The 24,855-nt window shown below is 47.8% G+C and carries 27 protein-coding genes; 26 read left to right on the top strand and 1 reads right to left on the bottom strand.

What is annotated here, in order from left to right; genetic code table 11:
- The first annotated feature begins 210 nt into the window (after positions 1-210).
- The 26 genes from BV910_RS09520 (at position 211) to BV910_RS09395 (ending at position 23,809) form a co-directional block, all read left to right on the top strand.
- Complete coding sequence (locus tag BV910_RS09520; RefSeq protein ID WP_078147160.1) at positions 211-834, top strand: class I SAM-dependent methyltransferase; 624 nt, start codon at positions 211-213, stop codon at positions 832-834.
- A 16-nt stretch (positions 835-850) separates the two neighbouring features.
- Entirely contained in the window at positions 851-1,318 is a 468-nt protein-coding gene (locus tag BV910_RS09515) for an S-ribosylhomocysteine lyase (protein ID WP_012726660.1), read from the top strand.
- Between the two features lies 1 nt (position 1,319).
- On the top strand, positions 1,320-2,258 hold the full coding sequence (locus BV910_RS09510) for a PLP-dependent cysteine synthase family protein (protein WP_078147159.1): 939 nt from the start codon (positions 1,320-1,322) through the stop codon (positions 2,256-2,258).
- The gene (locus BV910_RS09505) at positions 2,224-3,381 is read left to right on the top strand and encodes a bifunctional cystathionine gamma-lyase/homocysteine desulfhydrase (protein ID WP_074036592.1); all 1,158 of its coding nucleotides are present in this window, start codon (positions 2,224-2,226) and stop codon (positions 3,379-3,381) included. The genes BV910_RS09510 and BV910_RS09505 overlap by 35 nt, the downstream gene beginning before the upstream one ends.
- A 107-nt stretch (positions 3,382-3,488) precedes the next feature.
- Positions 3,489-4,367 carry an EamA family transporter RarD gene (gene rarD / locus BV910_RS09500; protein WP_074036593.1) on the top strand — a complete coding sequence of 293 codons (879 nt, stop codon included), beginning with the start codon at positions 3,489-3,491 and terminating at the stop codon, positions 4,365-4,367.
- 79 nt (positions 4,368-4,446) lie between these two features.
- The gene (deoC, locus tag BV910_RS09495) at positions 4,447-5,112 is read left to right on the top strand and encodes a deoxyribose-phosphate aldolase (RefSeq protein WP_012726656.1); all 666 of its coding nucleotides are present in this window, start codon (positions 4,447-4,449) and stop codon (positions 5,110-5,112) included.
- Positions 5,113-5,186: 74 nt separating this feature from the next.
- On the top strand, positions 5,187-5,381 hold the full coding sequence (rpsU, locus tag BV910_RS09490; RefSeq protein ID WP_029334745.1) for a 30S ribosomal protein S21: 195 nt from the start codon (positions 5,187-5,189) through the stop codon (positions 5,379-5,381).
- Positions 5,382-5,414: 33 nt separating this feature from the next.
- Positions 5,415-5,864 (top strand): GatB/YqeY domain-containing protein, encoded by a 450-nt coding sequence (locus BV910_RS09485; RefSeq protein ID WP_074036596.1) that lies wholly within the window; start codon positions 5,415-5,417, stop codon positions 5,862-5,864.
- A 134-nt stretch (positions 5,865-5,998) separates the two neighbouring features.
- Positions 5,999-6,511, top strand: a complete 513-nt coding sequence (locus BV910_RS09480; RefSeq protein WP_031423231.1) for an NfeD family protein — start codon at positions 5,999-6,001, stop codon at positions 6,509-6,511.
- Positions 6,508-7,494 carry a flotillin-like protein FloA gene (gene floA / locus BV910_RS09475; RefSeq protein WP_012726653.1) on the top strand — a complete coding sequence of 329 codons (987 nt, stop codon included), beginning with the start codon at positions 6,508-6,510 and terminating at the stop codon, positions 7,492-7,494. Before BV910_RS09480 ends, floA begins: the two co-directional genes overlap by 4 nt.
- A gap of 5 nt (positions 7,495-7,499) precedes the next feature.
- Positions 7,500-7,919, top strand: a complete 420-nt coding sequence (locus BV910_RS09470) for a hypothetical protein (protein WP_078147158.1) — start codon at positions 7,500-7,502, stop codon at positions 7,917-7,919.
- Positions 7,920-8,039: 120 nt separating this feature from the next.
- Entirely contained in the window at positions 8,040-9,011 is a 972-nt protein-coding gene (locus BV910_RS09465; protein WP_074036604.1) for a PhoH family protein, read from the top strand.
- Positions 9,012-9,053: 42 nt separating this feature from the next.
- The gene (locus BV910_RS09460) at positions 9,054-11,141 is read left to right on the top strand and encodes an HD family phosphohydrolase (RefSeq protein ID WP_078147157.1); all 2,088 of its coding nucleotides are present in this window, start codon (positions 9,054-9,056) and stop codon (positions 11,139-11,141) included.
- Positions 11,119-11,595: an rRNA maturation RNase YbeY gene (gene ybeY, locus BV910_RS09455; protein ID WP_078147156.1), complete on the top strand. Its 477-nt coding sequence runs from the start codon at positions 11,119-11,121 to the stop codon at positions 11,593-11,595. The genes BV910_RS09460 and ybeY overlap by 23 nt, the downstream gene beginning before the upstream one ends.
- The gene (locus BV910_RS09450) at positions 11,592-11,939 is read left to right on the top strand and encodes a diacylglycerol kinase family protein (RefSeq protein ID WP_078147155.1); all 348 of its coding nucleotides are present in this window, start codon (positions 11,592-11,594) and stop codon (positions 11,937-11,939) included. Before ybeY ends, BV910_RS09450 begins: the two co-directional genes overlap by 4 nt.
- Before the next feature lie 30 nt (positions 11,940-11,969).
- Positions 11,970-12,878 (top strand): GTPase Era, encoded by a 909-nt coding sequence (gene era, locus BV910_RS09445; protein ID WP_012726647.1) that lies wholly within the window; start codon positions 11,970-11,972, stop codon positions 12,876-12,878.
- A 3-nt stretch (positions 12,879-12,881) separates the two neighbouring features.
- On the top strand, positions 12,882-13,631 hold the full coding sequence (gene recO / locus BV910_RS09440; protein ID WP_078147154.1) for a DNA repair protein RecO: 750 nt from the start codon (positions 12,882-12,884) through the stop codon (positions 13,629-13,631).
- A gap of 294 nt (positions 13,632-13,925) precedes the next feature.
- Positions 13,926-14,819, top strand: a complete 894-nt coding sequence (gene glyQ, locus BV910_RS09435; RefSeq protein ID WP_196431848.1) for a glycine--tRNA ligase subunit alpha — start codon at positions 13,926-13,928, stop codon at positions 14,817-14,819.
- Entirely contained in the window at positions 14,812-16,866 is a 2,055-nt protein-coding gene (gene glyS, locus BV910_RS09430; protein WP_078147153.1) for a glycine--tRNA ligase subunit beta, read from the top strand. Before glyQ ends, glyS begins: the two co-directional genes overlap by 8 nt.
- A 21-nt stretch (positions 16,867-16,887) precedes the next feature.
- Complete coding sequence (gene ccpN / locus BV910_RS09425) at positions 16,888-17,517, top strand: transcriptional regulator CcpN (protein WP_078147152.1); 630 nt, start codon at positions 16,888-16,890, stop codon at positions 17,515-17,517.
- Positions 17,504-18,346 carry a pyruvate, water dikinase regulatory protein gene (locus tag BV910_RS09420; RefSeq protein ID WP_078147151.1) on the top strand — a complete coding sequence of 281 codons (843 nt, stop codon included), beginning with the start codon at positions 17,504-17,506 and terminating at the stop codon, positions 18,344-18,346. The genes ccpN and BV910_RS09420 overlap by 14 nt, the downstream gene beginning before the upstream one ends.
- Positions 18,347-18,472: 126 nt before the next feature.
- The gene (gene dnaG / locus BV910_RS09415) at positions 18,473-20,284 is read left to right on the top strand and encodes a DNA primase (protein ID WP_078147150.1); all 1,812 of its coding nucleotides are present in this window, start codon (positions 18,473-18,475) and stop codon (positions 20,282-20,284) included.
- Positions 20,285-20,319: 35 nt separating this feature from the next.
- On the top strand, positions 20,320-21,414 hold the full coding sequence (rpoD, locus tag BV910_RS09410; RefSeq protein ID WP_012726640.1) for an RNA polymerase sigma factor RpoD: 1,095 nt from the start codon (positions 20,320-20,322) through the stop codon (positions 21,412-21,414).
- Positions 21,415-21,546: 132 nt separating this feature from the next.
- Positions 21,547-21,885, top strand: a complete 339-nt coding sequence (gene cccA / locus BV910_RS09405) for a cytochrome c550 (RefSeq protein ID WP_078147149.1) — start codon at positions 21,547-21,549, stop codon at positions 21,883-21,885.
- A 95-nt stretch (positions 21,886-21,980) separates the two neighbouring features.
- Complete coding sequence (locus tag BV910_RS09400) at positions 21,981-22,697, top strand: tRNA (adenine(22)-N(1))-methyltransferase (protein ID WP_078147148.1); 717 nt, start codon at positions 21,981-21,983, stop codon at positions 22,695-22,697.
- Positions 22,697-23,809, top strand: coding sequence for a Nif3-like dinuclear metal center hexameric protein (locus tag BV910_RS09395; protein ID WP_078147147.1), 1,113 nt, complete (start codon positions 22,697-22,699; stop codon positions 23,807-23,809). The genes BV910_RS09400 and BV910_RS09395 overlap by 1 nt, the downstream gene beginning before the upstream one ends.
- A 42-nt stretch (positions 23,810-23,851) precedes the next feature.
- Here BV910_RS09395 and BV910_RS09390 read toward each other — a convergent pair whose 3' ends face one another.
- Positions 23,852-24,805, bottom strand: a complete 954-nt coding sequence (locus BV910_RS09390) for a 4-hydroxy-3-methylbut-2-enyl diphosphate reductase (protein WP_012726636.1) — start codon at positions 24,803-24,805, stop codon at positions 23,852-23,854.
- Between the last annotated feature and the right edge of the window lie 50 nt (positions 24,806-24,855).

The raw sequence follows: 24,855 nt of genomic DNA, 5'->3' as shown, positions 1-24,855 counted from the left end.
ATATTTGTAAAACAGGTAAGTGTTTTTGCACAAATTTTAATGTTCTGACAATTACTAAAGACCTAACACATAAGACCTATATCCAACTGGATGTGATGTGAGATTCTAGCGAATGACTTGAAATGAATAAAAAAACCTGTTAATGTAACGTTAAAGTTAAATACCAATAAAACATATCAAATTAGTAAGAATTAAGATTGGGGTAGCGATATGAACTTACCATTCATGGATATCTTTAAAGATTGGGCAAAGGATTATGATACGACGGTCGAGGGGCATGATGAGCAATATCACGAAGTGTTCATCGGATATGAGCAAATGCTCGATGAGGTTGCCCTCCACGTCGAAGGAACGGTGCTTGAGTTTGGTGTCGGAACAGGGAACTTGAGTAGCCGGATCTTGAAAGGGCATCCGTTGATTGCGATTGAACCGTCGCCGGAAATGCGAAAAATTGCTATTGAAAAATTGGGGATTGATGTGCTCGAAGGCGATTTCCTCCGTTATCCGGATTTATCAAACGTGGATACGGTCGTATCGTCGTATGCTTTTCATCACTTGACAGATTCTGAAAAGGCCACAGCCATCGGTCAATATGTCGAAGACTGGGAACATCCAAAGTTCGTGTTGCTAGATACGATGTTTGAGTCACCAGCAGCTCGTCAGGACATCATCGATTGGGCGACTGCGAAAGGGTACTCAGACCTCGTCGAAGACTTAAATCGTGAATACTATCCTTATACGTCAACGATTCGTTCCATGTTAGAAGCGAACGGATACAATGTGACGATGACGCAGAAAAACAAGTTTGTCTGGCTCGTAATAGCCACTAAATAACGAGGAGGAATTACTCATGAAAACATATAATGTTGAAAGTTTTAACTTGGATCATACGAAAGTACAGGCGCCTTTTGTCCGTTTAGCTGGTGTGAAAGAGGGAACAGCAGACACGATTTATAAATACGATATTCGTTTCATTCAACCGAACGAAGGACTCATGCCGATGCGCGCGGTTCATTCACTTGAGCATTTGATTGCCGAGAACAGTCGCAATCATTCTGAAGACATCGTCGATATCTCGCCGATGGGTTGCCAGACAGGATTCTATTGGACGATGCTCAATGATGGGAACTACGAACGAATGCTTGACCTCGTGGAAGCGACGCTGCGTGATGCGATGAACGCTGAGGAACTACCGGCGCAAAACCCTGTTCAATGTGGGAATGCGAATCATCATGATTTCGAAGGTGCCAAAAAATTAGCGGCAGACATGCTCGCAAAACGAGATGAATGGCATATCGTCTTCAAGGACGAGGCATAAGATGATTGTCCGTGACGTCTATGAACTCATCGGAGACACACCGCTCATTGAACTTCAAACGCTTCCTGTACCAGCGAATGTAAAAGTGTACGGGAAGCTCGAGATGATGAATCCAGGTGGGAGTGTTAAAGACCGACTCGGGATGAATTTGATTGAACGGGCGATCGAGCGTGGCGATGTGGCACCCGGTGGAACGGTGATCGAACCGACAGCAGGCAATACGGGGATCGGGCTTGCGCTCGCTTGCCAACGATTCGGGATTCGCCTCATGACGGTCACTCCTGAAAAATTCAGTCAAGAGAAGCAGGCATTGATGCGACTGCTCGGAGCAACAGTCGTCAACACGCCGACGGAACTCGGCATGAAGGGCGCAATCGCACATGCCATTGAGTTGGCTAAAGAACATGACGCCTATGTCCCAGAACAGTTCTCGAACCCGGATAACCCGGATGCTTACGTCGACATCCTTTCCCATGAGTTGTTGAAAGATGTGCCACAAATTGACGTATTTGTAGCGGGAGCGGGGTCAGGTGGAACATTCACCGGTGTCGCCAAATCATTAAAGCCACTTGGAACGAAAACTGTCGTCGTGGAGCCGGTCGGTTCCATTTTGAATGGCGGTGAACCAGGACCACATAAAACAGAAGGAATCGGCGTCGAAAAATGGCCACCCTTTTTGGAGAGGGCTTACGTCGATGCGATTCATACCATTACAGATGAGGAAGCCTTCTACTACGTGGCACATTTAGCGAAACAGGAAGGTTTGCTCATCGGTAGTTCTTCAGGGGCTGCCATTGCAGCATGTGTAAAAGAAGCGAATCAATTAACGGAAGGCACGATTGTCACCATCTTGCCTGATAGTGCAGAACGATATTTAAGTCAAGGAATTGTCAAGGAGGCAGAACATGCGTACAAAGACAGCACTCATTCACGGCGGTAAAACGACGGACCCGTTGACAGGGGCCGTCACGCCACCGATTTATCAAACGAGCACGTATAAGCAAGACGGGATTGGTAACTTGCGGGAAGGGTACGAATACTCACGTTCAGCAAACCCGACACGGACGGCATTAGAGACATTGATTGCCGACATCGAAGGCGGTGTGCAAGGATTTGCATTCGGATCTGGGATGGCAGCCATCTCGACGGTGCTTATGTTATTGAAATCTGGAGACCACGTCATCGTCGGGTCTGATGTATATGGAGGAACGTACCGTGTATTCAATCGAGTATTTCAGTCACGAGGCTTGGAAGCAACTTTTGTCGATACATCCGATGAAGCAGCGGTTCGGGATGCGCTTCAAGCGAACACGAAAATGATTTATGTCGAGACCCCGACAAATCCTCTCTTGAACGTGACGGACATTCGGGCGATGCGTACGATTGCCGATGAAGCAGATGTGTTACTCGTCGTGGACAATACGTTTATGACCCCTTACTTCCAAAATCCGATTGATCTTGGTGCAGACTACGTCCTTCACAGTGCCACAAAGTACTTAGGCGGACATAGTGACGTCGTAGCGGGACTTGTTGTCGCGCGAACGGAAGAGCAGGGCGAAGCTTTGGCGTTTCTTCAAAACTCTGTTGGCGCAGTCCTTGGACCACAAGATAGCTTCCTTGTTGTACGGGGAATCAAGACGTTGGCTGTTCGGATGGAAGAGATTGAATCGAATGCACGAGCATTGGTTGAATTCCTTCAGTCGAACGAGTCTGTATCACGCGTGCTCCATCCAAGTGTATCCAGTGAGGAAGCGAAGCGGATTCATTTATCGCAGGCACGTGGATTCGGTGGGATGATCGCATTTGATGTCGGTTCAGCGGAAGCGGCAGAAATGATGGTAGCGAAGACGAAATACTTCACGCTCGCAGAAAGTTTAGGAGCGGTTGAGAGTTTGATTAGTGTTCCGGCACGCATGACACATGCCTCGATTCCAGCCGAACGCAGAGCGGAACTTGGCATCACCGATGGGCTCGTCCGTATTTCGGTCGGACTTGAGGACATTGATGACTTGATCGAAGACTTGGCACAAGCATTAACAGCAATTGAACAAGTGAAACAATAAACGGTCAGGGCGCGATTTCGCGCCTTTTTTTCATGAAACAAAAGTCTTGTATCGGGAGTCTTTCATCGACTAAACTGTCTTTAACTTGTAAGAGAGCGGGTGAACGTGTGAATAAGGGAGTATGGACGACAATCGGGGCGTACGTCATGTGGGGCGTCCTTCCGATTTATTGGAAATTTTTGCAAGAAGTACCGAGCGGTCAAATTTTAGCACATCGAATCGTTTGGTCATTTTTATTTATTCTACTCGTTCTGAGATGGACAAATCAGTGGAAAGAGTTCGGTTACGCACTTCGACATCCGGCTACACGAAACGCATTCATGTTGAACGGATTCATCGTCAGTGCCAACTGGTTTGTATACATATGGGCTGTCAATCACGGATATATCATTGAAGCTTCTCTCGGGTACTACATCAATCCTCTCGTCAGTATGGTGTTAGGGGTGCTCGTCTTTCGGGAATCATTAAATCGAGTCCAATGGATGGCCGTTGGGATTGCATCAATTGGCGTCCTCGTTTTGACGTTAGGATACGGCACGTTCCCATGGATTTCATTCGTCTTGGCGAGTACGTTCGGATTCTATGGAATGGTGAAGAAACGACGTCCTCTTGCTTCTACGGTCAGCCTAGGAATTGAAACGCTGGCGGTGGTCCCGGTGGCATTGCTCTTCCTAGGAAATCAAGTTGTCACCGACAATATTGCGTATAACATGTCGCCTGTCATTTGGATCGCCCTTCTTGGAACGGGCGTGGTCACGGCGTTACCTCTTCTCCTGTTTGGGTACGGTGCACAACATATCCCGTTCACGCTTGTCGGGTTTCTTCAATTTATCGCACCGACACTTAGCTTGATTATCGGGGTCGTCATGTACCATGAACCGTTCACGGCATACCATGTCTTTGCCTTCACCTGCATTTGGCTCGCTATTTTCTTCTTTAGTTGGAACAGTTGGGTCGTCGCTCGTAAACGTCGTCAGTTGATTTAGATTTGAAAGCTGTTACATCTCATCAAAACATGGTAATATGTTAGATGTCAGACTTATTTGTCAGAGGAGGAAATGAATCATGGAATTAGCCCGTTATATCGACCACACAGCTTTAAAGGCTGAAACAACAAAAGATCAAATTACAACACTTTGTGCAGAAGCGCTCGAATACAAATTCGCAAGCGTTTGTGTCAACCCGACATGGGTCAAATATGCAGCAGAACAACTCAAGTCAGATGATGATGTCAAAGTATGTACAGTCATCGGTTTCCCACTTGGTGCAAACACGCCTGAGGTAAAAGCATTTGAAACAAAAGATGCGATTGCCAATGGCGCAGATGAAGTAGACATGGTCATCAACATCGCAGCACTCAAAGATGCTGACTACGATCTCGTAGAACGTGACATCCGTGCGGTTGTCGAAGCGGCAAACGGTACACTCGTCAAAGTCATCTTCGAAACATGCATGCTTACAAAAGAAGAAATCAAAAAAGCTGCCGAACTTTCAGTGAAAGCTGGAGCAGACTTCGTCAAAACATCGACTGGTTTCTCGACTGGTGGCGCGACAGTTGAAGACATTCGCCTCATGCGTGAGACGGTCGGACCTGACATCGGCGTAAAAGCTTCAGGTGGCGTCCGTGACTTCGAAGGTGCGAAAGCGATGATCGATGCTGGTGCGACACGTATCGGTGCTTCAGCAGGTATCGCGATTGTCACTGGTGGACGTTCAGACAGCGACTATTAATAAGTGGTTGACCACACGACTTAATTTCACTATAATATGATATGACGTGTGAAACACGTTTCCTTAGTCGTGTAATTCGGAGGGAGGGAAAACTAGTGGAAACTCGTGTCCGTAAAAACGAATCGCTTGAAGACGCTCTTCGTCGTTTCAAACGCGGTGTTTCGAAAGATGGCACACTTGCCGAAGTTCGTAAACGTCGTCACTACGAAAAGCCAAGCGTAAAACGTAAATTGAAATCAGAAGCTGCGCGTAAGCGTAAGAAATTCTGATTCCAGTTTCATTTGTAGAGAGGGTGTTGGCTCATGAGTCTTCAAGAACGCTTGACGGACGACATGAAGCAAGCCATGCGCGCGAAACAAAAGGATCGTCTTACGACAATCCGGATGGTCAAAGCGTCGCTCCAAAATGAGGCTATCAAACTAGGTCGTCAAGATCTTACCGAGGAAGAGGAACTCACGGTGCTCAACCGAGAGATGAAACAGCGCAGAGACTCCCTCCGAGAATTCGAAAGCGCTGGTCGTGAAGACCTTGCTTCCAAAGTAGCAGAAGAGATTGTCGTCCTAGAAGCCTATATGCCTGAACAACTTTCAGAAGATGAAGTGACCGCCATCGTCCAAGCAGCAATTGCTCAAACGAATGCAGCCGCTCCATCAGATATGGGTAAGGTGATGGGCGTCGTCATGCCGCAAGTCAAAGGCAAGGCAGACGGTGGTCTTGTGAACCGAATCGTCAAACAACAATTGACGAATTGATGAAAAAAGCAGTTACTTTTCGGGAAACCGAAAGTTTCTGCTTTTTTTTGCGTATTCTGAAACCACATTCAATCTTGTTTCGTATACACTAGAGATAGGAGATAGCTTTGAATTTGGAAGGGGGTAGCAAGACGATGACATTTGGTCTCGGAGTGATTCTGACAGTCTTTTTCGTCGGAGTCGTCCTTCTTGGAATTGAAGTGTTCGTAGCAGGGTTTGGATTGTTCGGTTTGCTTGGGATCGGAGCCGTCGTTGCGAGTTTGATTATGGCTGGTGCGACGATCGGTCAACTGTGGCTATCGATTGGTCTCGCGGCAGCAGTGCTAACAGGTCTCGGCTTTTGGGCATACCGCCGCTTGAGTACGAATCGTCCGCTCATTTATAAAGGGTTGATTTTGACGGATTCGACATCGACTGAAAAAGGCTACTTGTCCCACGAAGATCGAAAACAGCTTCTCGGCAAAGTGGGAGTCACCTTGACACCACTTCGCCCAGCCGGTACTGCCGAAATCGACGGAGAACGACTTGATGTCGTGACGGAAGGTGGCTATCTCGATCAGCAGACAAAAATTCAGGTTTATAAAGTGGATTCTGGACGGATTGTCGTTCGAAGCTTTGTAGAACCGAAGGAGGATGTAACAGAATGACACCAGAATTACTGACAACGTTACTCATTACAGGTGGAGGATTGATTGCACTTGCCGTATTCTTCACGTTCGTACCAGTCGGACTATGGATCAGTTCGTTTGCAGCGGGCGTTCACGTCTCAATCTTCACGTTGATTGGGATGCGCCTTCGTCGCGTTATTCCTTCGAAAATCGTGAACCCGTTGATTAAAGCGGTTAAAGCAGGAATTGAATTAAACACGAACCAGCTTGAGAGTCACTTCTTGGCTGGTGGTAACGTAGACCGCGTTGTGAACGCATTGATTGCGGCGCACCGTGCGAACATTGAATTGTCGTTCGAACGTGCTGCTGCCATCGATTTGGCAGGACGAAACGTGCTCGAGGCTGTACAGATGTCCGTTAACCCGAAAGTCATTGAGACGCCGTTTATTGCGGGTGTCGCGATGGACGGGATTGAAGTGAAGGCAAAAGCACGCATTACCGTACGTGCGAATATCGATCGTCTCGTCGGTGGTGCGGGAGAAGAGACGATTATCGCCCGTGTCGGTGAAGGGGTCGTGTCGACAATCGGTTCACAAAACAACCACAAGCACGTACTAGAGAATCCGGATATGATTTCACGGACTGTCCTCACAAAAGGGTTAGATTCAGGAACAGCGTTTGAGATTCTTTCGATCGATATTGCCGACATCGATATCGGTAAGAACATCGGCGCGGTCTTGCAGACGGACCAAGCAGAAGCAGATAAGAAAATCGCTCAAGCGAAGGCGGAAGAACGTCGCGCGATGGCGATTGCGCGCGAACAAGAAATGAAATCTTCAGTAGAAGAAATGCGTGCGAAAGTTGTCGGTGCCGAAGCGGAAGTCCCACTCGCGATGGCAGAAGCGTTACGAAACGGAAAGCTTGGTGTCATGGATTACGTGAACTACTTGAACGTTCAAGCGGATACAGAAATGCGAAAAGCGATTGGGGCACCTGTCGATTCTGAATCAGATAATGAGTGATTGATATGGATGGACTATGGGTACTCTTGTTAGCCGCCTTCGGAATTGCCTCGGCAGTGATGAAACGGCTCGAAAAATCATCGTCCTCTGGAGACCGTCCTCAAAGCAGTGAACTGAAACGCTATTTGGATTCGGTAGGGGACGTCATGAAAGAGATTGAAACGGCATTCGATGACTCGGACGAAAAACCAGCACCACAAAAGGTGAGGCGTCGAGTCGCTCGAACGGTAGAAGAACGACCGACTCCACGTGAACGTCAAGTCGAGATGCCGAAAGTGAGCGCGCAATTCGAACAAGCGGTTAAAATTCCACCGATTCAAAAGGAAAAGAAACCGAGACAACTGAACGTTTCACAAAAGCGAATGCGGGAAGCTGTCATTTGGAGTGAGGTATTACAACCTCCTATCTCGAAACGGAAGAAGTGAACGGAAGGCAGTGACGTCATGTTACTGCCTTTTGCGCGTGGAAATTACGCGGTCTTTCTTTCACGATAGGCGTGATAGTGCTAAAGTAAAAGAGGAATAACCGATTTTAATGAGGGGGCAATGCATCCATTGATTATGACTGATAAAATACCATTCGTCATGGAACATGCGAACGAAGCACAAGCTTTACTCGGACCGAAAGATGAAGTATTCCAGGCGATTGAAACAGAATTGAAAGTGGCACTCATCCCAAGGGGTGAGGAGTTGATTATTCAAGCCGATACACTTGAGGCTCTTGAATTAACGAAACAAGTGATCATCACCTTGCAGACGTTAGTGAAAAAAGGTGCACGTCTAAATGAAAGTGATGCCATTAGCGTCATCCAGCACATTCAAGTCGGAAAGGGAGATGAACTGCTCGAACATTATGAACGAGTTGTTTTTACGACGAATAAGGGGAAACCGATTCGTGCCAAGACAGTAGGTCAAAGCCGGTATGTTCGTGCGATTGAACGACGTGATCTCGTCTTTGGTATCGGACCAGCCGGAACAGGAAAGACGTACCTAGCTGTCGTACTTGCGGCGCGTGCCTTAAAAGAAGGGCAAGTCAAACGGATCATCTTGACGCGTCCTGCCGTTGAAGCGGGAGAGAACCTTGGATTTTTACCGGGAGATTTAAAAGAGAAAGTGGACCCGTATCTCCGCCCATTATACGACGCCCTATTTGATGTGTATGGCGTGGAACAGACGAACCGTTTGTTAGAACGGGGCACGATTGAAGTGGCTCCGCTCGCTTATATGCGTGGACGCACGTTAGAAGATGCGTTCGTCATCTTGGATGAGGCCCAGAATACAACAAAAGAACAGATGAAGATGTTTTTGACGCGACTCGGTTTTGGATCGAAAATGGTGGTCACAGGGGATTTGACCCAAGTCGATTTACCGAAAGGCAAGGCATCGGGGTTACAGGAAGCGTTACGCCTGTTAGAAGGTGTGGATGGTATTCATTTTGAACACTTCAGTGCGTCTGACGTCGTCCGTCATCCGCTCGTTAAGAAAATCATCAACGCCTATAGTACGGACCTCACTTAAATGTACGGGTGAGGTCACCAGATCGTGAAAGGGGGGGCACGAATGCAGCAAGCTAAAAACTGGACAGTCGCGACCATCTCGTTGATTTTCTTTCTCTTATTAGGCGCCATTCTATACTTTACCGTGCGCCCATCCATCATCAGTGTGGAACCGCTTGGGATTGCCGAACAGGATATTCGGTCTCCGATCACGGTTGAGGACCGTGTTGCGACCGAACGATTGAAACAAGAAGTGACAAATGGTGTCGGCAGTCAATTCTCCTTGAGAAAAGAATTTGCAGACCAACAAATCGCTAAAGTCGAGCAGTTGTTCGCAGCATTCGATCAGACGGATGAGGAGACTGAACTGGCGGACATTAAAAACCGTCTAAATTCTACAGAGGCGAACGGGGTATTAGCTGATGAAGAGTTGAATTCGCTTCTTGAAGCGAGTGAGGACACTCGACAAACGGTAGAAGATGTCACAGTCACTGCGTTACAACAAGTGATGGACGACCGGATTGAGACGAGTAATGAAGCGGTCGCTGCGGCTCGAGACCGAGCAGCAGCGATTATCGATCAATCGCCGCTCTCGTTTGAGTTCCGCGCCATTTCGAAAACGTTAAGCGATGAACTCATCGTACCGAACTATGTATTTGACTCTGAGGCGACCCGTCAAAAAGAACAAGAGGCCGTCGATGCTGTCGATCCTGTCATCATTCAAGAAGGACAGTTACTCGTCAGTCAAGGTGAGGTGGTGACTCGAGAGATATATCGGAAATTAGAGCTATCTGGAGCCATCGATCCGAATCGTTCCCTTGCACCATTATTCGGGTCATTCTTGCTCAGCGCATTGTTGACCGGTGGGTTTCTATTCATGCTCATCCGCTCGAAAATCAAAGACCTGTTACTGAGTCCGAAAATCTTAGTGACGGTCTATGGCTTGCTACTTTTACAACTCGGCGTCTTTTTTGGTGTCGGATATATCGGTGTCGATTTTACGACATATGCCTATATTTTAGCGCCGACAGCGTTCGTCGTATTGCTTCTACGCATCTTGATCGATGAACGAGTTGCGCTCGCCTCGGCCTTCATTACGATGATTGCCGGGAGTGTCGTTGTCACGTTCGGACAGAGCACGAATTTCATGACGCTCGTGTATGTGGCGACGGGTAGTTTTCTAGCTGTCTTTTTAGTTGAACCGAAAATTCAGCGGAAGCGACTATTCTTATCAGGGGTGTTGCTCGGTTTCGTCAACATCATCATGGTCATCGCGTTACTCTTACTTCGGAACGTGCAAGTTTCCTGGGAAATGGCGATGTATCTTTCTGGATTTGCCGTCATTAGCGCCTTGCTCTCCATTGTCTTGACGTTTGGCTTCCTGCCATTTTTGGAACCGTGGTTTGGCGTCTTGTCTTCTGGTCGACTTGTGGAATTGATGAGTCCGACGCATCCGCTGCTGCGGAAACTTTTAATGGAGGCACCTGGTACGTATCATCATAGTATGATGGTGGCGAACTTGGCAGAGTCCGCATGTGAGGCGATTGGCGCAGATGGTCTTCTCGCACGTGTCGCAAGCTATTATCACGATCTTGGGAAGACGGAGCGTCCCCTTCATTTCATTGAAAATCAACAAGGTGGAGGGAATCCTCATGATCGCTTGACGCCTGAAGAATCGGCAGACATTATTATGGCTCATCCTTATGACGGAGCGGATCTGTTGCGACGTTATAAGTTACCGAAAGAAATCATCGATATAGCAGAGCAGCATCACGGAACGTCTTTATTGAAATATTTCTACGTTAAAGCGAAGGAAGATCCTGATAAAGAGGTGTTAGAGTCTCGTTTCCGCTACCCAGGTCCAAAGCCACAATCGCGCGAGGCTGCCGTTGTCATGATCGTCGATTCAATCGAAGCGGCTGTCCGTTCGCAGAAACAACCGACGCCAGAAAAAATCCGAATGCTCGTTCGAACCATTATTCGTGACAAGTTGGCGGATGGGCAGTTCGAAGAATGTGAATTGACGACGAAAGAAATTTGGCGCGTCGGAGAGAGCGCGTGTGAGACGCTGACCGGCTTGTTCCACGAACGAATCGAATACCCAGAATTAAAGAAAGAGGGAGAATTACATGCAAATCATCTCGAACGATGAACATGAATTGTTAACTACATCTCAAATCGAGCTCGTCGAGTCGATTTTACAACATGCCGCTCAACTAGAAGAGGTGGAAGAGCCGAGCGAATTGTCGGTCACGTATTTAACAAATGCGGAAATCCATGAAGTGAACCGAGAATGGCGAGGCAAAGATGCCCCGACCGATGTCATCAGTTTCGCATTTGATGAGATGGGGGATGACGAGATGGATTTCATGCTCGATGAAGATGAGCCACATCTTCTCGGTGACCTCGTCATCTCGGTAGAACGTTGCCGAGAACAGGCAGCTGACTATGGTCATTCGTTTGAGCGGGAGCTCGGCTTTTTAGCAATTCATGGGTTCCTCCATCTGCTTGGGTATGATCATATGACATCTGAGGAAGAAGCGGAGATGACGGCAAGGCAAGAAGAAGTGCTCACTCATTTTGAGTTGAAGCGAGGCAACGTGTGAGACCGTTCCGTGTGGCATGTGAGGGAATCCTCCATGCCGTTCGTTCGGAACGGAACATGCGACTCCATCTCCTGTCGGCTTTTCTCGTATTCGTCTTTACCATCTGGTTACAACCGACAAGACTCGAGATCGTCATCTTGTTCGGTTGGGTGATTGCCGTTATTAGCATGGAAATGATGAATACGGCAATCGAACGAACGGTTAATCTCGTGACAGAAGACGTCCATCCACTCGCGAAGCAAGCGAAAGATGTTGCCGCAGGAGCCGTTTTAGTTACTTCACTTGGTGCTGCCGTAACGGCGCTCATAATATTCGGTCCACGGCTATGGAACATGCTATACTAATAGTTCTGAAATAGAGAAAGCAGGTGCATTATGTATCAAGAAGATTTTAAATCCGGATTCGTCTCGATTATCGGACGACCGAACGTCGGGAAATCGACATTCTTAAACCGTGTGATCGGACAAAAGATTGCCATCATGTCGGATAAACCACAAACGACACGAAATAAGGTGCAAGGTGTGTACACAACCGATGATTCCCAAATCATCTTCATCGATACACCAGGGATTCATAAACCGAAACACCGTCTTGGCGACTTCATGATGAAAGTGGCGACGAACGCATTACGCGAAGTTGATGCGATTCTCTTCATGGTGAACGTGACGGAACCTCGTGGAGCTGGCGACGACTTTATTATTGAGAAACTCAAAGGGCTCGACACACCGATTATTCTCGTCATGAACAAGATCGATTTAATCCATCCGGATGAACTTCCGAAAGTGATTGAACAATATACGAACGAATTGGATTTCGCGGCGTACGTCCCGATTTCGGCGCTACAAGGCAACAACGTCGAACCGCTCTTAGGTGAGATCAAGAAATTGTTGCCTGAAGGACCGATGTATTATCCGGCCGATCAAGTGACGGACCACCCGGAGCGTTTCATTATCTCAGAGATGATTCGTGAGAAAGTGTTGCATAAGACACGCGATGAAGTCCCTCATTCGATTGCTGTAGCCATCGAATCGATCAAGAAACGTGAGAACTCTGAGATGATTGATGTCGAAGCCGTGATCATGGTGGAGCGTGATTCGCAAAAAGGAATCATCATCGGAAAAAAAGGGGCTATGCTTCGTGAAATCGGAACAGACGCGCGCCATGATATCGAAGCGCTTCTCGGGACTAAAGTTTATTTGAACCTATGGGTAAAAGTGCAGAAAGACTGGCGTAACAAGATGGGTCAGCTTCGTGATCTCGGTTTCCGCGACGACGAGTATTGAGCCATGTTACAAAAAGTCACGGGAATCGTCGTTCGTACCGTTAATTATGGGGAATCGAATAAAGTCGTGACATTGTTTACAGAGGAACTTGGCAAAGTCGCGATCATGGCACGGGGTGCAAAGAAACCGGGTAGCCGGTTTCACGCCTCGAGTCAGCCGTTTGTGGAAGGTGTCTATATCTTTCCGTCTAGCCGAGGACTCGCTCAGTTAAAATCATCTGACGTCATGACGTCTTATCCTGAAATCCGAAAAGATGTCGAACGGATGGCATATGCGATGTATTGGTTAGAACTTGTTGATCGGTCTGTCGAGGATCGTGTCCAAAATCGTCCATTGTTTCGAATATTACGGGATGCCTTGCAGGCACTGAATGCGGGCATGGACGCAGATGTCATCACGCACTATGTTGAATTACGTATTTTGCATCTATTAGGCGTCGCCCCAGTCTTGACGGGATGTGTGCGCTGTGGAGATGTGACGGATCCCATGTACTTCTCTGTCGCGTCCGGTGGCTTTTTATGTGCGCGACATCCAGAAGAAGGTGTGATCCGGCTGTCCGAACGATTGGCGAAACTACTTTATTTGATGAGTAAGCACGAATTGTCAGAGTTTCGGAACGTTCCGCTATCGGATGAGTCCAGAGTCCTTTTGCGTCAGCTTTTTGATGCGTATATGGAATCGTATAGTGGACTACGATTGAAGACGAAGCGGGTGCTCGATCAAATGATTCGACTTCATCTGAATGAGGATTGACTTTTCATAGTGAATTCGATACGATGATGTACGATTAGACAAATGAAATAGCGTGCGCGATGAAGGAAAAAAGTAACTCTTCCTGTCATGAATGAAGCGAGTCCGGGGTGGTGTGAGCCGGGTGTCATGAGAAGAGCGAATGGCGATTCCAGAGCGCCCACATCTTTTAAGAGTGGTCCCATGATTGGGGCAAGTAGGGTGGAACCGCGGGAATCAATCCCGTCCCTATGTGCTAGGCACATAGGGGCGTTTTTTGTCGTTTCAATACTATTGGAGGTGTCATTAATGAAGCACATGACAGTGCAAGAAATCATTCTCACGCTACAAAACTTTTGGGCGTCAAAAGGTTGTTTGACGATGCAGGCGTACGATGTGGAAAAAGGGGCCGGGACGATGAACCCGATGACATTCCTCAGAAGCCTTGGGCCAGAACCGTGGAACGTCTGTTATACCGAACCGTCACGCCGTCCAGCTGACGGTCGTTACGGAGAAAACCCGAACCGTCTTTACCAGCACCATCAGTTTCAGGTGATCATGAAGCCGTCACCAAACAACATTCAAGAGTTGTACTTGGAGAGTCTTGAACTGATTGGCATCAATCCGCTTGAGCATGACATCCGTTTCGTCGAAGATAACTGGGAAAACCCGACATTCGGAGCAGCAGGTCTCGGTTGGGAAGTTTGGTTGAACGGAATGGAAATCACGCAGTTCACGTACTTCCAACAAGTCGGTGGAATCGAGTGTGACCCGATTGCCGTGGAAATCACATACGGACTTGAACGTCTCGCTTCATACATTCAAGAAGTAGAAAGTGTATTCGACCTTGTTTGGACGGACGGATTCAAATATGGTGACATCTTCTATCAACCAGAATTTGAACATTCGAAATATACGTTCGAACTGTCTGACGTCGACATGTTGTTCACGTTATTTGATACGTATGAGAAAGAAGCGAAGCGTGCGCTTGAAGAAAACCTTGTCTTCCCTGCATACGATTACATTCTAAAATGTTCGCATACGTTCAACTTGTTGGACGCGAAAGGCGCCATTTCTGTGACGGAACGTACCGGCTTCATCCAGCGTGTCCGGAACATGTCGCGTGCGTGTGCCGCTAAATTTATTGAAGAACGGGAACGCCTTGGATTCCCACTTTTGAAACAAGAGAAAGCAGGTGACTTGAATGCGTGACCTTCTGTTAGAGATTGGATTAGAGGAACTGCCAGCTCAATATGTCTTGCGTTCAGAGAAACAGTTGGCGGAACGTGTTGATGCGTTCTTAAAAGAGGCGCGTGTTGATTTTGGCTCAATCGAAGTGTACTCGACACCACGTCGTTTGGCTGTCATCGTTCGGGATGTGGCTGAAACGCAACAAGATTTGACAGAAACCCTTCGTGGACCTGCCAAAAAGATTGCACAAGATGCGGAAGGTAACTGGTCGAAAGCGGCACAAGGTTTTGCGCGTGGCCGCGGATTGACAGTAGAAGATCTCTATTTCGCAGAAGAAAAAGGAGTCGAGTACGTCTTCGCGGAACGCCATGAAAAGGGACAAGAGACGCTCTCGCTATTGAACGGTCTTGAAGATGTAGTCCGTAGCTTGACGTTCCCGAAAAACATGAAATGGGGAACGAGCAGCCTACGGTATATGCGCCCGATTCGTTGGTTGATCGCCCTCTTTGGTCAAGACATCATCGACTTCACAATCGAAGGTGTGAACACGAATAACGTGACGCGTGGGCATCGTTTCCTCAGTAAAGGGGACGTGGTCATCTCATCACCTACCGAATATGTCCAGACATTAGAGTCTGCTTTTGTCATGGCGAACTACGAGATGCGTAAAGCTGAAATCGAACGTCAAATTCAAGAGCTTGCCACGAAACAAGGATGGACGATCCCACTTGATGCCGACTTGCTTGAGGAAGTGACAAACTTAGTCGAATGGCCGACCGCTCTCTTCGGGGAATTTGATGAAGCGTACCTCGACTTGCCTGAAGAAGTATTGATCACAACGATGAAAGAGCATCAACGTTATTTCCCGGTCTATCTCGACGGAACGTTGAAAAACTATTTTGTGACGGTACGAAACGGGAATGCCGAGCACCTTGAAAATGTAGCGCGCGGTAACGAGAAAGTCATTCGGGCCCGTCTTGCGGATGCCGTGTTCTTCTATGAAGAAGACAAAAAGACGAAAATCGATGATCAGCTCGGACGTCTCGATCGCATCGTCTTCCATGAAAAATTGGGAACGACTGGTGCGAAAGCGCGTCGTGTGACGAAAATCGCTCAGGAACTTGCACCGTTGTTCGAGGCAGACCTTGAAAAAGTAAGCCGTGCTGGTGCCATTCATAAATTTGATCTCGTGAGCCAGATGGTATACGAGTTCACAGAACTTCAAGGAATCATGGGTGAGAAATATGCACTCCAACAAGGTGAAGACAAGGAAGTGGCAGCGGCAATCCGTGAGCATTACATGCCACGCTTTGCTGGGGACGCTTCTCCAGAGACGGCAACGGGTGCCGTTCTTGCCCTTGCCGACAAATTAGACTCGATTGCAGCATTCTTTGGCATCGGGATGATTCCGAGCGGTTCACAAGACCCGTTCGCGCTTCGTCGCCAGGCCCAAGGTGTCGTTCAGATTCTTGGAGATTGGAAGATTGATCTCTCAATCGACACGTTGCTTTCAAAAGTTGTCGAATTACAACTGGAAGCAGGACTCTATGAAGCCGATAAAGAACAAGTTAAGGCACAACTAGATGAGTTCTTCAAATTGCGCTTGAAATATCGCCTGCAAGAACAGCAGGTTCGTTATGATGTGATTGACGCCGTATTGACGACCTCATTGACGGTTGTGCGACTCGATGCTCGCGCAGACGCGATTCAAGAATTTGTATCGACGGATGCGAAGGCGTTGATTGAGCAATTGTCGCGCGTCGTGAACATTTCGAAAAAAGGTGAAGCGGGAGATGTCGATCCTTCCTTGTTTGAGAACGATCATGAGATTGCACTGCATGATGCGATTGAACAGACCGCTCCTGCAACAGCCGAAGCTGTCGAGATGGGAGATTACAAGAAAGCGCTCGACCTTCTACAACAACTCGAATCACCGATTATGATGTACTTCGAACATACAATGGTTATGAGTGATGATGAGGCGGTCCGCAAAAACCGTCTCCATGAAATGAACCGACTTGCAACGACGATTAAGCGTGTCGCAGATTTCAACGCGCTCGTACTCTAAACAAACTAGAGGGGGTTGGCTATGCAACTGAATGAACGCCAACAAAAAATCGCCGAGATCGTGAAGGAGAACGGGCCGATCACAGGGGAACAAATCGCACAAGAGCTCTCATTGACACGTGCGACCCTGCGGCCTGACCTCGCTATTTTGACGATGACAGGCATACTTGAAGCTAGACCTCGTGTCGGCTACACGTTCGTTGGCAAACGGAATTCGTCGATGCTACGAGAAAAGTTAGATTCGCTGACCGTAGGCGACTTCATGTCTTCTGCGAAAGTCGTACGGGATGAGATGACGGTATATGATGCGATTGTCACGTTGTTCTTAGAAGATGTCGGCTCATTGTTCGTTGTCGGACGTGACCGGGAGTTAGTCGGAGTTTTATCTCGTAAAGACCTCCTTCGTGCGGCCATCGGAAATCAAGACTTAGACCAGTTACCCGTCAACGTCATCATGACCCGCATGCCGAACATTACAGTATGTGAGAAAACAGAAACGTTGATTCGAGCTGGGATGAAATTGATTGAGAAACAAATCGATGCCATGCCCGTCGTAGAAGAAAAAGATGGGAAATTGATTGTACTCGGCCGTATGACGAAGACCAATATGACGAAGGTGCTCATTGCGTTAGCGAACGATGAGTCGATCTGAGGAGGAAATCGAATTGACTACGAAACAACTCGTGTTCGTTGTAAGTGACTCGGTCGGAGAGACGTGCGAACTCGTCGTCCGCGCAGCGAGTATCCAATTCCACGAGAATGCGATCGAAACCCTTCGCATTCCGTTCGTCGAAGATGAGCAGACGATTATCGATGTCGTCACGCAAGCAAAAGCACAACAGGCCATCATTGCGTTCACGCTCGTTAATGAGGAACATCGCGCCCTTCTCATGCGACTTGGTAAAGCGCATCAAGTGAAAACGGTTGATTTGCTCGGAGATTTGCTCGATGTATTATCTAGCCAATTGAAAGAAGCGCCACGTGAAAAGCCGGGGCTCATCTATCGATTGGATGATGATTACTTCCGAAAAATCGAGGCGATGGAGTTTGCCGTCAAGTATGACGATGGTCGGGACCCACGTGGCCTGAAAAAAGCTGATATCGTGTTGGTCGGTGTTTCTCGAACGTCAAAGACGCCGCTATCTCAATATCTGGCACTGAAACGATATAAAGTCGCGAACGTGCCACTCGTTCCAGAATCGAGACCGCCTGAGGAATTGTTTGATTTGCCTGCTGAACGATGTGTCGGGTTGATCATCTCCCCGGAAAAGCTGATTTCAATCCGAATGGAACGTCTCAAATCGCTAGGTTTGAAGCCGGAAGCCGATTATGCGCAGCTAGAGCGAATCAATCGTGAACTCGAGTATGCGCGTGGTATTTATGAACGAATCGGTTGCGATGTCATCGATGTGACGAACAAAGCAGTTGAAGAAACGGCAGGGATCATCTTGCGTCATCTTGAACAGTCTAAAGATGATTGAATGAGTAAGTGTTTCAATTAGTAATCATTGCTTCAAGAGGGTATAATAGAGTATTGACAGTACAGTGAAACGGAACGTGATGAGCGTTCCGTTTCGTTGCGAGATTGGAAACAGGGAGTGGTCAACATGCCACGAATACCAGATGAAGTCATCGCAGAAGTGAAACAAGCGACCGATATCGTAGAATTGATTGGCGAACGTGTCGAATTAAAGAAACAAGGACACCGCCTTGTCGGATTATGTCCGTTTCATTCCGAAAACTCACCTTCTTTCTCCGTTTCACCTGAAAAAGGGATGTATCACTGTTTCGGTTGTGGCGCCGGCGGAAATGTATTTACGTTCGTGATGGAAACCGAGGGATTGTCGTTTCCTGAGACGGTCGAACGCTTGGCAACACGGGCGAATATTTCGGTAGACGGGATCCAAGGGGACGAGGAACTGACGCGAGAACAGGTATGGCGCAAACAGATGCGTGATGCGCATCGCCTTGTCGCTGACTTGTATCATGAAGTGTTGATGAAAACAGAAGCTGGAGAAGTGGGCTTAACGTATTTACGGGATCGTGATCTGGCTGAAGAGACGATTGCGCAATACAAGATCGGTTTTGCCCCAGACCAACGACGCTTTACTGTCGAGCTGTTGGAGCGGCGCGGGTTTGATTTAGAAGTAATGGTTGAGGCAGGTTTGATTTCAAAGTCGAAGTCCGGTGAATATTTTGACCGATTTGAAGGACGGGTCGTCTTTCCGATTGCGGATCGAGACGGCACCATCGTTGGCTTCAGTGGACGAGCGATTGATGATCGACAACCAAAATATGTGAATACGGCTGAGACGCCACTCTTCAATAAGAGCGAGTTATTGTTCGGCTTCTCTCAAGCCCGGGCGACGATGCGTAAGAAAAAGCGTGTCTTCCTCGTTGAAGGGAACGTTGACGTTTTACAAGTCGCGCAAGCGGGCACACAAGAAGTTGTGGCATCGCTCGGAACCGCGTTCTCTCCTCAACATGCGAGGGCGCTATCTCGAATCGTGGATGAAGTCATTATCTGTTATGACGGAGACCACGCGGGACAAGAAGCGACACAAAAAGTCATTCGCCTCTTAGAAGCGTCTCCACTCGATGTACAAGTTTTGCCACTACCGGAAAAGACGGACCCAGATGACTATATCCGTCAGCATGGGGCAACTCACTGGCAGCAGTTTATTGAAACTGAGCAGTTGAGTGTTCTCGATTTTATGAATCGCATGTACCGGCGAGGAAAAAACTTGAACCGAGAAGGAGAACGGATTCGCTTTATTGAATCTATGCTTGAAGAGATCGGGAAGACAAATGATTCGATTCGAAGAGATTTATATGTGAAGAAACTGTCGGATGAGTTTGAGATTCCGCTAGAGACGCTCCGTTCGAGAATTCCTCGTCCGACGTCAAGTGAATCAACTCCCAACCGTGCGATGGAACCTGTAGAGTCGGTACGGAAGCGTTCGAGTAAAACAGGTGAGCCTCGTTGGATGAAAGCCGAGAAGTACTTGTTGCGTGCGATGTTGACGGGACCGGAGCAGGTCCGTTTCGTACGCGACCGTTTAGGGCTTCGTTATCAAGATGAAACCCATCGTATGTTAGGGTCAGCATTGTATGAAATCGTATCCGATACGATGACACAGGATGAGTTTGATCAAATCACGCTTTCGTTCATGGAGCGTTATTGCGATCAACGCCCTGATTATGCGATGCGTTTTGCAGAGATCCGTCTGATGGCTGGACCGGATGAACTGTCTGAAGAGGTTTTAGACGAATACATTCGGGTGATAAACAGTTATGAGGAGCAACGTCAAATCGAGCGTGCAAAAAGGGAAATCGCTCAAGACGCCGAAAGTATTGTAGACCAGGCGTCCAAGCTACAAGAATTGATTGCCCGTAGTCGTCGTCTTCGAGAGCGATGATCGTGGATGAAGTTTGGAAGGAGTTGAACTGCTAGATGGCAGAGAAGAAGAAAGAGGATTTATTTAACGCCATAGAAGAACTTGAGAAGTTAGGTAAGAAAAAAGGCGTCGTCTCAATGCAAGCAATCCAAGATCGCCTTAGTCACTTCGAGGTGGATTCGGATTTCATCGATAACTTCATCGAAGATTTAGAGGCTAAAGATATCCGTGTCACAGAAGATGCTGCGGACGCAGAAGAAACACCTGCGAAAAAAGAGGATGAAGAAGTCGATTTGAACGACTTATCAGTACCTCCTGGAATCAAAATCAACGACCCGGTTCGGATGTATTTAAAAGAAATCGGACGTGTCGACCTTCTCAGTGCGAAAGATGAGACGGAGCTCGCTAAACGAATCGAGCAAGGGGACGAAGAAGCGAAAAAACGTCTCGCAGAAGCGAACCTACGTCTCGTCGTGTCGATTGCGAAGCGTTATGTCGGTCGTGGGATGCTCTTCCTTGATTTGATTCAAGAAGGGAACATGGGACTCATTAAAGCGGTCGAAAAATTCGACTACATGAAAGGGTTCAAATTCTCGACGTATGCGACGTGGTGGATTCGCCAAGCCATCACACGTGCGATTGCTGACCAAGCCCGTACGATTCGTATTCCTGTACACATGGTGGAAACAATCAACAAATTGATTCGTGTCCAACGTCAATTGCTTCAAGACCTCGGTCGCGAACCTTCTCCGGAAGAGATTGCCAAAGAGATGGAACTCACACCTGAGAAAGTCCGTGAAATTCTAAAGATTGCCCAAGAACCTGTTTCTTTAGAGACACCGATTGGGGAAGAAGACGATTCACATCTCGGTGACTTCATCGAAGACCAAGATGCGATGGCTCCTCAAGATGCGGCAGCCTATGAATTGTTGAAAGAGCAATTAGAAGACGTGTTGGATACGTTGACAGACCGTGAAGAGAACGTCCTTCGCCTGCGTTTCGGACTAGACGATGGCCGCACACGCACACTCGAAGAAGTTGGTAAAGTATTCGGTGTCACACGTGAGCGGATTCGTCAAATCGAGGCGAAAGCCCTTCGTAAATTGCGTCACCCGAGCCGTTCCAAACGCTTGAAAGACTTCCTCGATTAATTTCATATTTGAATAAAGTGTGAAGTTTTAGAAGAAAGGAAGGAAAATGAGTGATTTTCCTTCCTTCTTTATTATTTTTTGAGTAAAATAGTGTTGGATAGAAATTTGGAATGAACATGAGGGGGAACTACAATGCGTAATCCATTGTTACCGTTTGCGGCAATCGCAATCGTCGCAATTATTGCCATGGTATCATTATCGTATTTTGGGGTGAATCAGGCGCAACAAGCGGCTGAAGGTCCAGCAGTCACTGAAATGAACCCAGAAGAGTTGTATGCTGCGAAGGGTTGCACAGGTTGCCACGGCGGAAACCTTGAAGGTGGCGTCGGTCCAGCACTTACAGGTGTCGGCGATCGTCTTTCACCAGAAGAAATCGCAAACATCGTCGTCAACGGTCAAGGTGCGATGCCAGCAGGTCTTGCATCCGCTGAAGAAGCAGAAGTGCTTGCGAACTGGTTGATTGAACAATAAGAGGTGACGCACTCCATGATGGGGTGCGTTTTTTGTTGTCGAACTGTAGAGAATTCGATACGCTAGGGAAGAAGTAGAACAAAGGAGTTGTCTGTATGCAAGAACGTGTCATGTTAGACCGACGATTGAAGCAGGTTGTCGATTATATCCCAAAAGGAAGTGTGCTCGCCGATATTGGTTCGGATCATGCGTATGTCCCATGCTATGCCTTTCAGCAAGGAATCATTTCAAAAGGAATCGCGGGTGAAGTGAACGTTGGGCCGATGGAAGCTGCGAGAGCACAAGTCGATTTGATTGGGGCAGGTGATACCATTGATGTACGCCTTGGCGATGGTCTTGCTGTCTTACAGCCCAATGAAGCGACGTGTATCTCGATTTGCGGGATGGGCGGCAGTTTGATTCGCTCCATTCTCGAAGCGGGTCAAGATAAGCTCGGTGCGGTCGAACGGCTCGTCCTTCAACCGAACGTTGATGGGCAACACGTACGAAGCTGGCTGCTTGAACATGGATATGTCCTTGTCGAAGAGGCAATTGTGGAAGAAAATGATAAGGTTTACGAAATCCTTGTCGGAGAAAAAGGAACTGAGTCCATTTATAGTGACGAGTCGGACGAGCGCATGTGGCAGTTGTTATTCGGTCCATATCTCGTTCAAGAGCGACCAAAAGCATTTAAACTCAAGTGGAGTCGTGAAGCTGATAAGCTCGATTATGTGCTTGGACAGATGGCAGCTGGCATTCAATCGGAAGCCTTGATTCAAAAACAAGTGGAGTTCAAACGGATGCGTGACAAGATGAGAGAGGTGAGTCAGTAATGGCGAACGGCAATCAAGTGATTCAATTGTTTGAGGAATTTGCACCGAAACATTTGGCGGTCGAAGGGGATAAAATCGGCTTGCAGATTGGCTCGCTCAACAAAGAAGTCAAACGGGTCATGGTCACGCTTGATGTACTTGAATCGGTTGTGGATGAAGCGATTGAGAAACAGATCGATTTGATTATCGCGCATCATCCACCCATCTTTAGTCCGTTAGCTCAAGTCAATGACCGTTCCACGGCTGGGAAGATTACGATGAAATGTATTCAGCACGATATCGCGGTCTATGTCGCTCATACGAATTTAGACGTATGCAGCGGTGGTGTGAACGATTGGATGAGTGAGGCGATCGGTCTCCGCGATACGAAAGTACTCGTCCCGACCTATGAGGAGCCGGTCTATAAACTAAGTGTATTCGTTCCATCCACGCATGCGCATGACGTATCCCTGGCTCTAGGAAAAGCGGGTGCTGGACATATTGGTGACTATGCGGACTGTCAGTTCCGTGTTTCCGGAACGGGGCAATTCACTCCGCTCGAGGGGACAGATCCCTTCATCGGTCGCCCGCATGAAACGGAACAAGTGGACGAGGTGAAAATCGAAACGGTCGTTCGGGAGAGTCAGAAGAAGCGTGTACTAAAAGCAATGAAAGACGCCCATCCATATGAGGAAGTGGCGTATGACCTCATGCGCGATGAAATCGAGGGTCATGTATTTGGGCTAGGGCGAATCGGTCGACTTGAACAGGCCATGACACTTGAACAGTTTGCCGAACACGTGAAAACAAGCTTTGGGGTTGAGGGCGTGCGAGTTGTCGGAGACCCGGGGCGTTCGATTGAAAAAGTTGCCGTATTAGGTGGAGACGGGAATAAGTATGTGTCTACTGCGCATTTCAAAGGTGCAGATGCATATGTGACGGGTGATTTATATTTCCATGTGGCTCATGATGCGATGGCGCTTGGACTCGCAGTCGTAGACCCGGGACATCATGTCGAGAGTATCATGAAACAAGGTGTGATCGACGTGCTCAGCAAAAAGTTTGAAAAAGCGAAAATCAATGTCGACTTGATTCAATCTGTTGCCAACACGAATCCGTTTCAATTCAAGTAAAGCCTAAAAATCCCCCATCCTCTGAGAGAATGGGGGATTCCTTCACTTACGCAATGCTTTCACTTTCGGTAAGATACTCCGAAGTTCAAGAAATGGCGTTTTATCATGCGTGCTTAAATCGTCTGGGTCATATTGCGATAAAAAGTCGATGACTTTTTTCGTGATCGGTGTCGGGGTAGAGGCGCCCGACGTCACAGCGACGGTCTCCACGCCTTCGAGCCAATTCAAGTCAAGTTCACTCAAGTCACCGATCCGATAGGCATTTGTTCCGGCAATCTCTTTTGAAACTTGTGCTAAGCGATTGGAGTTATTTGATTTGGGATCTCCGACGACAATCAATAATTCGCAGTCTCCCGCTTGTTCAGCGACGGCTTCTTGACGAACTTGCGTCGCGTTACAGATTTCATTATGCACTTCCACGTGAGGATAACGGGCTTGAATCGTTTCAATTAATGCGGAAACGTCCCATTGACTCATCGTCGTCTGGTTCGTCACCAAAATTTTTCGTTCGAACAAGCGACTCGGCAACTGATCGATTTCATGTTCATATTGAATCAAATGAACATGGTCTGGTGCAACACCAATTGCACCCTCCGGTTCCGGATGCCCATGTTTTCCGATATAGATGACATCATATCCTTCTGCCGTTTTCTCACGAATCAAATCGTGTGTGACTAAGACGTCAGGACAAGAGGCGTCTACAATCGTCAATCCTTTCTCGATGGCACGTTTCCGGACGAGTGGTGAAATGCCGTGCGCCGTGAAGACGACCGTTCCTCGATCGATGGTTTCGAGCGCTTGCATGCGGTCTTCTCCATCAACGGTTTTGACACCGAGATCCTCAAACGCCTGCGTGACGTGACGGTTATGGACAATCATTCCAAGTATATGAATCGGGCGTGGCAAATCTGGATTTGCGACGGCCTCATTTGCGAGCTTCATGGCATCGACGACACCATAACAATATCCGCGTGGGCTAATTTTTTTAACTTTCATATGAAGACGAAGGCTCCTTTCGAAGTGCTTTCATACGTATTAGTCTAACA

Origin of the sequence: Exiguobacterium sp. HVEsp1 (assembly GCF_002009685.1) — a bacterium.
GTDB lineage: Bacteria > Bacillota > Bacilli > Exiguobacteriales > Exiguobacteriaceae > Exiguobacterium > Exiguobacterium profundum.
The sequence above is the reverse complement of the archived record's forward strand: the minus strand, read 5'-3'. Positions and strand labels throughout refer to the sequence as shown.

Excerpts from the sequence above, each read along its gene's own strand:
- BV910_RS09400 (WP_078147148.1), top strand. The coding sequence starts at position 21,981 with ATGCAAGAACGTGTCATGTTAGACCGACGATTGAAGCAGGTTGTCGAT.
- ccpN (WP_078147152.1), top strand. The coding sequence starts at position 16,888 with ATGCAACTGAATGAACGCCAACAAAAAATCGCCGAGATCGTGAAGGAG.
- ybeY (WP_078147156.1), top strand. The coding sequence starts at position 11,119 with ATGCAAATCATCTCGAACGATGAACATGAATTGTTAACTACATCTCAA.
- recO (WP_078147154.1), top strand. The coding sequence starts at position 12,882 with ATGTTACAAAAAGTCACGGGAATCGTCGTTCGTACCGTTAATTATGGG.
- BV910_RS09390 (WP_012726636.1), bottom strand. The coding sequence starts at position 24,805 with ATGAAAGTTAAAAAAATTAGCCCACGCGGATATTGTTATGGTGTCGTC.
- BV910_RS09515 (WP_012726660.1), top strand. The coding sequence starts at position 851 with ATGAAAACATATAATGTTGAAAGTTTTAACTTGGATCATACGAAAGTA.
- floA (WP_012726653.1), top strand. The coding sequence starts at position 6,508 with ATGACACCAGAATTACTGACAACGTTACTCATTACAGGTGGAGGATTG.
- deoC (WP_012726656.1), top strand. The coding sequence starts at position 4,447 with ATGGAATTAGCCCGTTATATCGACCACACAGCTTTAAAGGCTGAAACA.
- BV910_RS09460 (WP_078147157.1), top strand. The coding sequence starts at position 9,054 with ATGCAGCAAGCTAAAAACTGGACAGTCGCGACCATCTCGTTGATTTTC.
- BV910_RS09480 (WP_031423231.1), top strand. The coding sequence starts at position 5,999 with ATGACATTTGGTCTCGGAGTGATTCTGACAGTCTTTTTCGTCGGAGTC.
- BV910_RS09395 (WP_078147147.1), top strand. The coding sequence starts at position 22,697 with ATGGCGAACGGCAATCAAGTGATTCAATTGTTTGAGGAATTTGCACCG.
- glyS (WP_078147153.1), top strand. The coding sequence starts at position 14,812 with ATGCGTGACCTTCTGTTAGAGATTGGATTAGAGGAACTGCCAGCTCAA.
- BV910_RS09465 (WP_074036604.1), top strand. The coding sequence starts at position 8,040 with ATGCATCCATTGATTATGACTGATAAAATACCATTCGTCATGGAACAT.
- glyQ (WP_196431848.1), top strand. The coding sequence starts at position 13,926 with ATGACAGTGCAAGAAATCATTCTCACGCTACAAAACTTTTGGGCGTCA.
- dnaG (WP_078147150.1), top strand. The coding sequence starts at position 18,473 with ATGCCACGAATACCAGATGAAGTCATCGCAGAAGTGAAACAAGCGACC.
- cccA (WP_078147149.1), top strand. The coding sequence starts at position 21,547 with ATGCGTAATCCATTGTTACCGTTTGCGGCAATCGCAATCGTCGCAATT.
- BV910_RS09420 (WP_078147151.1), top strand. The coding sequence starts at position 17,504 with ATGAGTCGATCTGAGGAGGAAATCGAATTGACTACGAAACAACTCGTG.
- BV910_RS09510 (WP_078147159.1), top strand. The coding sequence starts at position 1,320 with ATGATTGTCCGTGACGTCTATGAACTCATCGGAGACACACCGCTCATT.
- rpoD (WP_012726640.1), top strand. The coding sequence starts at position 20,320 with ATGGCAGAGAAGAAGAAAGAGGATTTATTTAACGCCATAGAAGAACTT.
- BV910_RS09505 (WP_074036592.1), top strand. The coding sequence starts at position 2,224 with ATGCGTACAAAGACAGCACTCATTCACGGCGGTAAAACGACGGACCCG.
- BV910_RS09470 (WP_078147158.1), top strand. The coding sequence starts at position 7,500 with ATGGATGGACTATGGGTACTCTTGTTAGCCGCCTTCGGAATTGCCTCG.
- BV910_RS09485 (WP_074036596.1), top strand. The coding sequence starts at position 5,415 with ATGAGTCTTCAAGAACGCTTGACGGACGACATGAAGCAAGCCATGCGC.
- BV910_RS09520 (WP_078147160.1), top strand. The coding sequence starts at position 211 with ATGAACTTACCATTCATGGATATCTTTAAAGATTGGGCAAAGGATTAT.
- era (WP_012726647.1), top strand. The coding sequence starts at position 11,970 with ATGTATCAAGAAGATTTTAAATCCGGATTCGTCTCGATTATCGGACGA.